This window comes from Plantactinospora alkalitolerans, assembly GCF_015690345.1.
Classification (GTDB): domain Bacteria; phylum Actinomycetota; class Actinomycetes; order Mycobacteriales; family Micromonosporaceae; genus Plantactinospora; species Plantactinospora alkalitolerans.
Genome location: NZ_JADPUN010000102.1, coordinates 36,835 through 46,820, shown reverse-complemented (window position 1 = coordinate 46,820; position 9,986 = coordinate 36,835). Strand labels below are relative to the sequence as shown.

Sequence of the window (9,986 nt, the reverse complement as noted above, 5' to 3'; positions counted from 1 at the left end):
GGTCAGGTCAGCGAATCCGACGCCCTCGGCATCCTGGCCGCCGCCGTCGACGCCGGAGTCACCTTTCTGGACACCGCCGACGTCTACGGAGACGGGCGCAGCGAGCAACTGATCGGCAGGTTCCGAAAGGAGCGGCCGGACGCCACGCTCACCGTGGCCACCAAGATGGGGCGCCGGGTACCGCAGGTTCCGGCCGCGTACGTGCTCGACAACTTCCGGGCCTGGACCGACCGGTCCCGCGCCAACCTCGGGATGGACGTGCTCGACCTGGTGCAACTGCACTGCCCGCCGACCCCGGTGTTCCACAGCGATGCCGTCTTCGACGCCCTCGACACCCTGGTGGCCGAGGAACGCATCGCCGCGTACGGAGTCAGTGTGGAGACCACCGACGAGGCGCTCGCCGCCATCGCCCGGCCCGGCGTCGCCAGTGTCCAGATCATCCTCAACGCACTGCGGCACAAGCCGATCGAGCGCGTACTGCCCGCCGCCGCCACCGCCGGAGTCGGCATCATCGCGCGGGTGCCGCTCGCCAGTGGCCTGCTCTCCGGCCGGTACGACGAGAACACCACCTTCCCGAGCGACGACCATCGCAACTACAACCGGCACGGGGAGGCGTTCGACGTCGGCGAGACGTTCTCCGGGGTCGACTACGAGACCGGGCTGCGGGCCGTACGCCGGCTCGGCGCGCTGGTGCCGCAGGGCGCCACGATGGCACAGTTCGCGCTGCGCTGGATCCTCGACCAGCCCGGTGTCACGGTGGTGATTCCGGGCGCCCGCAACGCCGAGCAGGCTCGGGCGAACGTTGCCGCCGCCGACCTGGCGCCGCTGTCCGCCGAGGCGACCGCCACGGTGAACGCCGTCTACGACGAACTGATCCGACCCGCGGTGCACGACCGCTGGTAGGCCGTCGACCGCCGGTAGACCACCGCTCGACCGTCGACCACCGTTCGACCGTCGCCGTACCGCTCGACCGTCGCCGTACCGTCGACCGCCGGCGGGGTGCCGTGACGGGAGCCGGGTGCCGCGCGTAGCGTCGCATCGGCTGCGATCGTTGAGACAGCGGGAGAACGGCGTACCGGATCGGGTCGTCGTACCGGATCGGGTCGTCGTGGAAAGGAGTAGCGGATGAAGGGCTGGCTTCCGCTCACGCTCGGCCTACTGGCCGTCGTCGTCGGCGCCGTGTGGACCCTGCAGGGGCTGGGTCGGTTGGGTGGCAGTGCGATGACCGGCGAGACGGTCTGGGCGGTCATCGGGCCGATCGTCGCGTTGGCCGGGCTGGTCCTGCTCGGCCTGGGCCTGCGCGCCCGGAACAGGCATACGCCGTCCTGAGCCCGGATACGCGTCGAGCCCCGCGGGGCGCGGGGCTCGACGTGGATCCAAAGGAATCGTCACTCTAGGCCGGCGGACCGGCCGTCACCGGAATCAGATGGGGCGAACCTGCTCAGCCTGCGGCCCCTTCTGGCCCTGAGCGATCTCGAACTCCACCCGCTGGTTCTCCTCCAGCGTGCGGTAGCCGCTGGTCTGGATGGCCGAGAAGTGGACGAACACGTCAGCACCCCCGCCGTCGACGGTGATGAAGCCGAAGCCCTTGTCTGCGTTGAACCACTTCACGGTTCCCTGCGCCATGTGTATCTCCTTCTAAAACTGGCGGCCGAGCACGCCGTGCGGCCGGTTGGCCGTTTTCGAGCAGCGGCGCCTTGAGTGGCCCCCACGAAGGAGGACTTCCCCTCGACCCACGCCATCTCTCAACAGCGTGGAACAGCAAACCACGTACGCAAAAACTTCGCATAGCCTAGCCGACGAAATTCTCCGACATGTGACCTGAGGAGCCCGGAAACCGGGTCCCACGCATCGACGAATCGGTGCGGTCACAGCACCGCCAACCGGGCAAAAACGGATCAGGCAGACGGATTTCGCGACGTGTCACCGGAGGCCGCACGACCGCCCAGTGCCATCGCCAACACCGCGCCCAGCAGGCAGAACAGGGCGGCACCGGTGAATATCTCCGCGTACTCGACCCGCAACGCCGTGCGTACGGCGTCGGCGTACTCGGCAACCCTGCGCGGGTATTCGGCACGGTCCACACCGAACGGCAACGGGGTCACCAGGTCGGCGGTGAGCCGCTGGAACCGGTACAGGCCCCAGGCCGTCAACCCGGCGACACCCAGCAGCATCCCCATCATCCGGGCCACCACCAGTGCGGCCGACGCGACACCGTGCTGCACCGCCGGAACCGCGCGCAGCACCGCGGCACTCAGCGGCGCGATGACCAGCCCCAGACCGGAACCGGCCAGCACCAGGTCGACATCGAGTCGGGACAGGCCGATCGGGCCGATCGCGTACCGGGCCGAGAGCGGATCCGCCGGCCAGCCCGCGATCAGCAGGTAGCCGAGCACCGCCAACGCCAGACCGCCGACGGTCAGTCCGCGTTCGCCGAGACGGCGGGCGAGCAGCCCACCGACGACCGCACCGACCGGCAGCGCCACCAGGAACCGGGTGAGCAGCAGCGCGCCGCCCACCGCGTCCCGGCCGAGCACCGTCTGGGCGAACAACTGCACGTCCACCAGCGTCACCATCAGGGCCGCGCCGGCCAGACCGCTGACCCCGAGCGCGACCAGGAAGGGCCGCATCCGCACCCCGGTCGGATCCAGCAGTCGGGTCCGGGACCGGGCCTGCCACCACAGGAAGGCGGCGAACACCGCGACCCCGCCCACGATGCTGGCCGGTCCCCAAGGGGGCAGCAGAGACCGCGCCGGATCGGGGTTGTAGAGGCCGACCACGAGCAGCCCGAGGGCGACGGCCAGCAGCGTCCCGCCGACGACGTCGACGCGTTGCCGCGCCGCACCGGTCCGCCCGCCCGCACCCGGCAGGGTCAGCCGGACCACCACGGCGGCCGCGAGCGCGAGCGGAAGGTTCACCCAGAACACCCCGCGCCAACCGACCAGGGCGGCGATTCCGGCACCGTAGAGCGGACCGAGCACGCTGCCCAGTTCCTGCGCCGCGCCGACCAGCCCCAGCGACAGTGCGCGGCGCCGGGCCGTGCCGAGATCGGAGACCAGGGCCATCGTCACCGGCAGCAGGGCACCACCGGCAAGGCCCTGCAACGCCCGACCGGCGACCAGCAGCGGCAGGGTGTCCGCGACGGCGGCCAGCACCGAACCGGCGGCGAATCCGGCCAGGCAGCATTCGATGACGATCCGTCGACCGTACCTATCGGACAGTCGGGCCAGCAGCGGCATTCCGGCGACGTATCCCAGCAGATAGCCGGTGACCACCGGGGTGGCCCGTTCGAGCCGGTTCACCGGCACCCGCAGGTCGCCGAGTATCTCCACCAGCAGGGTCACCACCACGTACGCGTCCAGCGCGGCGAGCAGCACCGCCGCGCCGCCGACGCCGATCGCGACCCGGCTACCGGTCCGACCCGACGTCGCCGCGCGAGCGGTCGGCGCCGCTGCGGATGTCACGCCACCGTCCGACAACACCGCCGGCACTCCACCGTCCGACGACACCGCCGGTCCTCCACCAGGCGTGGCGGAGTCAGGGGACACGGATGGTGACCGGCACGTCGTACTCCGAGAAGGTGACCGTCACGGTGCCGGTCTGACCCGGCACCGGGAACAGCGCCCGGTGCAGCAGCGGCCGGTCCGCGCCGATCCAGAGGGTGCCGGTGACGTCCTCGCTGACGCCCGGCACGAGGGAGCCGAGCGCCGAACCGGGCAGCGTCCCCTTGATCCGGTACGTCTCGACGCCGTCGAGGGTCTCCCGGGCCTCGGTCGCGCCGCTGGACTTGCTGACCAGATTGGCGATCCCGCGGTCCGGCGAGAGCAGCGCGGTCGGGTCGTAGATCGTCGCCGCGGTCGAGAGTGGCAGCTTCTGCCAGCCGCCGGTGAGCCCGTTGACGTGCAACGTGCCGTCCTTGACCACGAACTGGAGTTCGAGGGGCAGGCCACCCTGCTCGATCCGGGCGCTTCCCTGGGCCTCACCCGTCGCGGTGATCACCCCCTCGGCGCCGCTGATCCCGAGGGATTCGGCCGCGCCCTGGGTGGTGATGGCGAATCGGGCGGTCTTCACGGTGGCCAGTTCCGTCGCGGCCGAGCGGAGCAGCCCGGCCGCCTCGGGCAGCGGTGTGGAGCTTCCGGCGCCACCGGCCGGGTCACCGTCGGCACCCCGGTCGGTACAGCCAACGGATACGGCCAACAGCAGGCTCAGCACACCGGTGAGTACGAAGGGTCGACGCATACCCGAAGGGTACTCACGACCGTCGCCGGCCGGCGCTCATCCCGCTGCCCGTACCCGCCGTGCCCGCCACCGGTGCGGAGGTCGCGTCCGGTCAGTCGGGCCAGCGGCCGGTGACTCGACGGACCCCGATCGCGCCGCCCCGGTCCACCGCGGCCCGGACCACCGCGAAAATGGCTCCCTGCAACGCGGCGGCGGCCAGGATCTCGCCCCAGCCCCGGTCCTCGTCGATCGCGTCGGGCGCCTCGCCGTCCCCGGCGGTGAGTTTCCAGACCTGCCGGAACACCGCGCCGGCAGCCACACCGGCCGCCATGCCCAACAGGATGCCCACCGGACGGTAGGCAATCTTGCTAACTGCCCTGCTCACCCACGCCTCCCTCGCGCCACCAGTACCACGACCGCCAGAGCCAGTGCCCCGGCGGCGATCACGGCCCACGGCACCGGATGCCGCAACGCTACCGACCCGGCGTCGTGTACGGAGGACCGGACTGTCGCCGTCGTCTGTCCGGCCCGCTCACGCACCCGGTCCCGGGTCTGTGCGGCCGATCCCTTGATCCGGGCCTTCACGTCCGCCTTGGCGGCCAACGCCTGCACCGTCTCGCCGAGTTCGGCCCGGGTCTGCCGGATCTCCGCCCGGAGTGCCTCCGGATTGCCGGATCCGTTGCTGCGGGTCATGCCTGTCCCCTGTCCCGAACCGCCGACGCCACCGTACGCACGTCGGCGCGCACGCTGTCGGCCGTGGCGCTGGGCATCGGCGGTACCGCCCGGCGTACCTGCCGGCGACCGATCAGCGCGAGCACCCCGGCCATCAGGAAGAGCGCCCCGGCCACCACCAGCGCCGCCGCCCAGGCCGGAATCACCAGGGCGAGGGCCAGCACAGCCGCGGCCACCAGCACACCGAGCCCGCAAAGCGCCATCGCGCCGCCGCCGCCGAAGAGTCCGACCCCGATCCCGGCGTGCCGACCCTTCTCGGCCAGCTCGATCCGGGCCAGTGCCAGTTCGTCGCGTACCAGTCGCGAAAGCTGCTCGGTCGCGCGCTGTACCAGCTCCGCGGTGGACTGCTCGGTAACGGGTCGAGCGGAATCACGTACGACATCGGCCATGGTGTCCTCCTTCCCGGTCCCTGGGCTGTATGCCCCGGTCGCCCGCCGTTCAATCCTGTTCGTCGGGACCCGACACGCCCACGGGCGCACCGACCACCGCCCGAGGCCCCGGCGTCCCGGCAACGGCCCAGTCACCCGGAGGAACGGCACGGCGGGCGCACCGTCGGGCTCCGTTGTCGTTAGTGTCCGCCACCTGCCGGTCCGATGACGGCCGATCGGGCAGGTCAAGCGGGGCAAGGCGGTCCGAGGCGGTCCGACGCCGCCGGGGCACGCCGCCGGGGCACGCCGCCGGGGTGGCATCGCCGCTTCCGGCGGGCGGACTCAGCGCGGCGGGGCGTCGACCGGTTCGTCGGGGCCGACGAAGTCGTGGCTGCGGGCCTCGCCGTCGTCGTCGCCACCGAAGAGTCGGGCGTCGTCGGGGGGCTCGTGCGGCCCGGACCGGGAGGCGGCGGACGGGCGCTCCGGCCGACCCGGTGCCGGCCAGGTGGGCTCGACCGACTGCCAGGGCAGGGTGCCGGAGGCGTCACCGATCTCGGCACGCAGCCGGGGCAACGCCGTGGGTCGCTGGTCGCGCAGCCAGCCGACCAGATGCTCGCGCACCTGGCAGCGCAGGTCCCACAGTCTCGGCGCGTCGGCGGCACTGACCAGTGCCCGCAGCCGGACCATCCCACCCACGGCATCGGTGACCTGTAGTACGCAGGTCCGCCCGTCCCACAACTCGGTGCCCTCCACCAGCCGACGCAGTTCCTCCCGCATCGCCTGTACGGGCACCGACCAGTCGACCTCGAACTCGGCGGTACCGAGCACGGCGGCCTGGGTACGGGTCCAGTTCTGAAACGGCTTCGTGGTGAAGTACGAGGTGGGCAGGATCAGGCGCCGATCGTCCCAGATCTGCACCACCACGTAGCTGAGGGTCAGCTCCTCGATCCGCCCCCACTCCCCCTCGACCACCACCACGTCGTCGAGCCGGACCGCGTCGCTGAACGCCAGTTGCAGTCCGGCGAAGACGTTGCCGAGCACGCTCTGCGCGGCGAGTGCGGCGACCACGCCGATCACCCCGGCCGAGGCGAGCACGCTGGCGCCGACGCCCCGGACGCTGGGGAAGGTCATCAGCATCACGCCGCCGGCCAGCACCACGATGACGGCGATGGTGACCCGGCGCAGCATGACGATCTGGGTCTTGATCCGCCGGGCCTGCCGGTTGTCCGGCACGTCGACCCGGAACCGGGCCAGCGCGGTGTCCTCGCTGACCACGAGCAGGGAGGCGACCAGCCAGGCGGTCGTCGCGATGACGGCGAGGACGAGGAGGTGCAGCAGGGTCTGCCGCCAGGCGGTGCCGATGCCGTACTCGGTGCTGAACCGGACACCGAACTGCACGGCCAGTACGGTCGCGGCCACCTGGAACGGACGGTGCGAGTGTTCGGACAGCTCGCTGAGCAGGATGGACCGCCGGCCGAGCCGGCGCACGGTCCGGTGCACCACCTCCACGACGAGCAGCGCGACCGCCGCCGCGCCGACCGCGACGATGATGGTCCACAGATAGCTGTCCACCAATGTTCCTCCTCTCATGCCGAAGCCGGGCGTCGCCACGGGATGGTCCCGAGCGAGCCCGGCAGGGCGTGAATCGGTATGGGAGATATGGAGTAAAGAGCGGGTAAATGCCCAGATAGCCTCGAACTATCGATACTAGACCTTCCGGTACCTCGCCTGGACGAAGCAGAACACGCCGAACGCGCCGATGCCGAGCGCGACCAGGGTGAGCAGGATCGCCCCGTACGACTGCTCCCGCAGCGTGTGCAGTGCACCGTCCAGCCCCCGGGCCTGGTCCGGGTCGTAGTTGATCGCGGCGGTCAGCAGCAGCAGCCCGGCGATGCCGTACGCGACGCCCTTGGCGATGTAGCCGGCGACGCCGAGCCGACGGGAGACGTTCCGCATCCGGTGATCCATCTCGCCGGTCCGCAGATGCCGCTCGAACCGCTTGACGGCGCCGTACCAGATCAGCCCGACGCCGAGCGCGGCCAGGCCCAGGCCGGCCAGCCCGACCAGCAGCCGCCCGCCGGTGGATCCCATCAGCTGCTCGGTCAACGCCTGCTGCTTGTCCGCACTGGACGAGTTGGCCTTCTGGACCACCTGGTACGCGGTCCAGGCGAAGTAGAGGTAGACGAGGGTACGCCCGGCGGAGGTGAGGCGCTCGACCATCCGCTCCCGCCCCCGGTACTCCTGATGCCCGATCGCGGCCTCGAAGGCCTGCCAGATCGCCATCGCGAGCAGGCCGACACCGATCGCGCCGACCAGGAAGGTGCCCAGCGGTTGGGCGGCAAGGGTCCGCAACGCGCCGGACTGGTCACCGTCGTCGGCTGGCCGGCCGAACGCGATCTGCAGGGCCAGCCAGGCGAAGAGGAGGTGGACGAGCCCGTAACCGACAAAGCCGGCCCGGGCCAGAAGTTCGAGGGATCTGCTGTTGGCTGCGCGGGCTGCGCTGGCTCCGGCGGTATGAGTCGCTGACATGACCCTGTCAATGACCGATCGGCATGATTTCCAAACTTCCAGGCCCGCCGCCGCCGGTGCGCCGGGGCGGACCGGGGGGCGGGGCGGCGCCGGCCGATCGCCACCACCGCCCCTGGCTCCGGCTGCCGGCTATCCGGCGTTACGGCCGATCCGGACCACCACCTGCTTCTCGTCCGCGCTCTGGACCGTGGCGTACAGGCCGCCCACCTCGGTCGCCTGCTGGCCGACGGTGAGCGTCAACTGCTCGCCGCCCACCTCGATGGTCGCCTTGTCGCCGTCGACCCCGATCAGCTTGGCCTCCACGCCAAGGATGCTCGTCTGGGCATCGACACCACGGTCGAAGGTCACCGTGCAGGCGTCCAGCCCGCAGTCGGTGGTGGCGCCCTCGGAACTGCAGCCGGCCAGGACGGCCGCACCGAGGGCCAGGCCGGCGAAAAGACCGGCGGCGCGACGGACGGGGGTCAGGTGGCGGTACGCGGGGGGATTCGTCACCCGACCAAGGGTACCGGGGGTGATCCAGACAACTGATCTTGTCGAGTACGCGGGGGCGCCGGTTATGGTGCCCGGCATGCCGTTCGACATCGCCCGGGTCCGGGCCGCCTACCCCGCCCTCGCCGAGGAATACGCGCACTTCGACGGGGCTGCCGGCACACAGGTGGCGGCCGGCGTCATCGAGGCGGTGACGGCCACCATGCGTACCGCGGTGGCCAACCTGAGCGGCGCGCACGTCCCCGGCCGGCGTTCCGGCGAACTCGTCGCGGCGGCCCGCCAGGCGGTCGCCGATCTGGTCGGGGGGACGCCGGACGGCGTGGTCTTCGGGCCGAGCGCCACCGCCCTCACCTACACCGTGGCCCGGACCCTGAGCCGGAACTGGCGGCCGGGCGACGAGGTGGTGCTCTCCCGACTCGACCACGACGCCAACGTCCGGCCGTGGGTACAGGCGGCCGAGGCAACCGGCGCGGTGGTGCGCTGGGCCGCGTTCGAGCCGGAGACCGGAGAGCTACCGGCCGCGCAGTACGCCGAGTTGGTCGGCCCCCGCACCCGGCTGGTCGCCCTCACCGCCGCCAGCAACGCCATCGGAACCATGCCGGAGCTGGCCGAGATCGCCGCCGTCGCACACGGGGCCGGTGCGCTCGTGTACGTCGACGGGGTGCACGCCACCCCGCACGGCCGCACCGACCTGTCCACGCTCGGTGCCGACTTCTACGTGACCAGTGCCTACAAGTGGTCCGGTCCGCACCTGGCCGCCGTGATCGCCGACCCGGGCCGGTGGGAGGGGCTGCACCCGGCCAAGCTGCTGCCGTCGCCGGACGGGGTTCCCGAACGGTTCGAGGCCGGCACGCCGAGCTTCCCGCTGCTGGCCGGGGTCCGGGCCGCCGTCGACCACCTCGCCGGGCTCGATCCGGCCGCGACTGGCAACCGCCGGGACCGGGTGCTCGCCGGCATGGCCGCCGCGTACGCGCACGAGGAACGTCTCTTCGACCGGCTGCTGACCGGCCTGACCGGGCTGCCCGGGGTGACCGTCTACGGCGCGGCCCGGCGCCGGTGCCCCACGGTCTCGTTCCGGCTCGCCGGCCAGTCGCCCGCGCGGACCGCCTCGGCCCTGGGCGAGCGGGGCGTCTGCGTCTCGGCCGGCGACTACTACGCGTACGAGTACTTCACCGCGATGGGTCTACGGGACACGGGCGGTGCGGTCCGAGCCAGTATTTACCACTACAACACCGATTCGGACGTCGACCGGCTGCTGACCGAACTCGACCGGCTGATCACCGGCGCGGTCCCGCACGCCGCCGGGCTGACAGGTGGAGAATTGCTCCGGTGAACCTCCTCGTCGAAGACAATCCGGCCCGCCGACGCTTCGAGATCCTCGCCGACGACAGCCTGGCCGGCCACATCGCCTACCAGATCGAGTCCGGGACCATCGTGCTCGTACACACCGAGGTCGACGCCCGGTTCGAGGGGCAGGGGGTGGGCAGTACGTTGGCTCGGGGCGCCCTCGACCAGCTCCGTGAGCGGGGCGATCGGGTACGGGTGACCTGCCCCTTCCTGCTCCACTTCATCGAACGGCACCCCGAGTACGCCTCCGTGGTCGCCGACGCCTGACGCACCGCACCCGGGCCGCCCGCACCGCATCCGGTT

13 protein-coding genes are annotated in these 9,986 nt (G+C 71.7%); 4 read left to right on the top strand and 9 right to left on the bottom strand.

Annotated elements, in window-relative coordinates; genetic code table 11:
* Both I0C86_RS08780 and I0C86_RS08775 read left to right on the top strand, forming a co-directional pair.
* Positions 1-903, top strand: a 903-nt coding sequence (locus I0C86_RS08780) for an aldo/keto reductase (RefSeq protein ID WP_196200715.1), incomplete at its 5' end; no start/stop codon positions are given.
* Between the two features lie 222 nt (positions 904-1,125).
* Positions 1,126-1,329, top strand: a complete 204-nt coding sequence (locus I0C86_RS08775) for a hypothetical protein (RefSeq protein ID WP_196200714.1) — start codon at positions 1,126-1,128, stop codon at positions 1,327-1,329.
* A 93-nt stretch (positions 1,330-1,422) separates the two neighbouring features.
* Here the strand turns inward: I0C86_RS08775 and I0C86_RS08770 are convergent, their stop codons facing one another.
* The 9 genes from I0C86_RS08770 to I0C86_RS08730 all read right to left on the bottom strand — a co-directional run bounded on the left by I0C86_RS08770 (position 1,423) and on the right by I0C86_RS08730 (position 8,339).
* Entirely contained in the window at positions 1,423-1,626 is a 204-nt protein-coding gene (locus I0C86_RS08770) for a cold-shock protein (RefSeq protein WP_007075740.1), read from the bottom strand.
* Positions 1,627-1,898: 272 nt separating this feature from the next.
* Complete coding sequence (locus tag I0C86_RS08765; RefSeq protein WP_323373540.1) at positions 1,899-3,509, bottom strand: MFS transporter; 1,611 nt, start codon at positions 3,507-3,509, stop codon at positions 1,899-1,901.
* Positions 3,510-3,537: 28 nt separating this feature from the next.
* Positions 3,538-4,239: an LppX_LprAFG lipoprotein gene (locus I0C86_RS08760; protein WP_196200713.1), complete on the bottom strand. Its 702-nt coding sequence runs from the start codon at positions 4,237-4,239 to the stop codon at positions 3,538-3,540.
* A 91-nt stretch (positions 4,240-4,330) separates the two neighbouring features.
* The gene (locus I0C86_RS08755; protein WP_196200712.1) at positions 4,331-4,603 is read right to left on the bottom strand and encodes a DUF4235 domain-containing protein; all 273 of its coding nucleotides are present in this window, start codon (positions 4,601-4,603) and stop codon (positions 4,331-4,333) included.
* Positions 4,600-4,911: a DUF3618 domain-containing protein gene (locus tag I0C86_RS08750; protein ID WP_196200711.1), complete on the bottom strand. Its 312-nt coding sequence runs from the start codon at positions 4,909-4,911 to the stop codon at positions 4,600-4,602. The genes I0C86_RS08755 and I0C86_RS08750 overlap by 4 nt, the downstream gene beginning before the upstream one ends.
* Positions 4,908-5,339 carry a phage holin family protein gene (locus tag I0C86_RS08745; RefSeq protein ID WP_196200710.1) on the bottom strand — a complete coding sequence of 144 codons (432 nt, stop codon included), beginning with the start codon at positions 5,337-5,339 and terminating at the stop codon, positions 4,908-4,910. The genes I0C86_RS08750 and I0C86_RS08745 overlap by 4 nt, the downstream gene beginning before the upstream one ends.
* A 321-nt stretch (positions 5,340-5,660) precedes the next feature.
* Entirely contained in the window at positions 5,661-6,890 is a 1,230-nt protein-coding gene (locus I0C86_RS08740) for a mechanosensitive ion channel family protein (RefSeq protein ID WP_196200709.1), read from the bottom strand.
* 135 nt (positions 6,891-7,025) lie between these two features.
* Entirely contained in the window at positions 7,026-7,847 is an 822-nt protein-coding gene (locus I0C86_RS08735; protein WP_196200708.1) for a DUF1206 domain-containing protein, read from the bottom strand.
* 129 nt (positions 7,848-7,976) lie between these two features.
* Complete coding sequence (locus I0C86_RS08730; protein WP_196200707.1) at positions 7,977-8,339, bottom strand: hypothetical protein; 363 nt, start codon at positions 8,337-8,339, stop codon at positions 7,977-7,979.
* 76 nt (positions 8,340-8,415) lie between these two features.
* On the opposite strand from I0C86_RS08730, the gene I0C86_RS08725 reads away from it, so the two are divergent.
* Both I0C86_RS08725 and I0C86_RS08720 read left to right on the top strand, forming a co-directional pair.
* A complete protein-coding gene (locus tag I0C86_RS08725) occupies positions 8,416-9,669 on the top strand; it encodes a cysteine desulfurase-like protein (RefSeq protein ID WP_196200718.1) in 1,254 nt (417 codons plus the stop codon).
* Positions 9,666-9,950 carry a GNAT family N-acetyltransferase gene (locus tag I0C86_RS08720; RefSeq protein WP_196200706.1) on the top strand — a complete coding sequence of 95 codons (285 nt, stop codon included), beginning with the start codon at positions 9,666-9,668 and terminating at the stop codon, positions 9,948-9,950. Before I0C86_RS08725 ends, I0C86_RS08720 begins: the two co-directional genes overlap by 4 nt.
* The last annotated feature ends 36 nt before the right edge of the window (positions 9,951-9,986 follow it).

Excerpts from the sequence above, each read along its gene's own strand:
- I0C86_RS08745 (WP_196200710.1), bottom strand. The coding sequence starts at position 5,339 with ATGGCCGATGTCGTACGTGATTCCGCTCGACCCGTTACCGAGCAGTCC.
- I0C86_RS08735 (WP_196200708.1), bottom strand. The coding sequence starts at position 7,847 with ATGTCAGCGACTCATACCGCCGGAGCCAGCGCAGCCCGCGCAGCCAAC.
- I0C86_RS08725 (WP_196200718.1), top strand. The coding sequence starts at position 8,416 with ATGCCGTTCGACATCGCCCGGGTCCGGGCCGCCTACCCCGCCCTCGCC.
- I0C86_RS08770 (WP_007075740.1), bottom strand. The coding sequence starts at position 1,626 with ATGGCGCAGGGAACCGTGAAGTGGTTCAACGCAGACAAGGGCTTCGGC.
- I0C86_RS08750 (WP_196200711.1), bottom strand. The coding sequence starts at position 4,911 with ATGACCCGCAGCAACGGATCCGGCAATCCGGAGGCACTCCGGGCGGAG.
- I0C86_RS08760 (WP_196200713.1), bottom strand. The coding sequence starts at position 4,239 with ATGCGTCGACCCTTCGTACTCACCGGTGTGCTGAGCCTGCTGTTGGCC.
- I0C86_RS08775 (WP_196200714.1), top strand. The coding sequence starts at position 1,126 with ATGAAGGGCTGGCTTCCGCTCACGCTCGGCCTACTGGCCGTCGTCGTC.